Genomic DNA, 257 nt, shown 5'->3' on the forward strand with positions numbered 1-257 from the left:
GTCTTCGCCGAGGTGGAGCAGGCGGCCTTCTCCCCCAACAACTTCGTGCCCGGCATCGGCCCCTCCCCCGACAAGATGCTCCAGGGGCGGCTCTTCGCCTACGCCGACGCGCACCGCTACCGGCTGGGCGTCAACCACACGCAGCTCGCGGTGAACGCCCCCCGGGCCACGGCCGCGGCCAACTACGGCCGGGACGGTCTGATGGCGGTCAACGGCCAGGGCCGGCACGCCAGGAACTACGAGCCCAACTCCTACGG

At 71.6% G+C, this 257-nt stretch carries 1 protein-coding gene; it reads left to right on the forward strand.

The window, feature by feature from the left end; translation table 11 throughout:
- Nucleotides 1–257: catalase (locus tag ACSNOK_RS35020; RefSeq protein WP_436784736.1), on the forward strand; the 257-nt coding region annotated here is incomplete at both ends.

It is taken from the genome of Streptomyces sp. URMC 126 (genome assembly GCF_051386555.1).
Classification (GTDB): Bacteria; Actinomycetota; Actinomycetes; order Streptomycetales; family Streptomycetaceae; genus Streptomyces.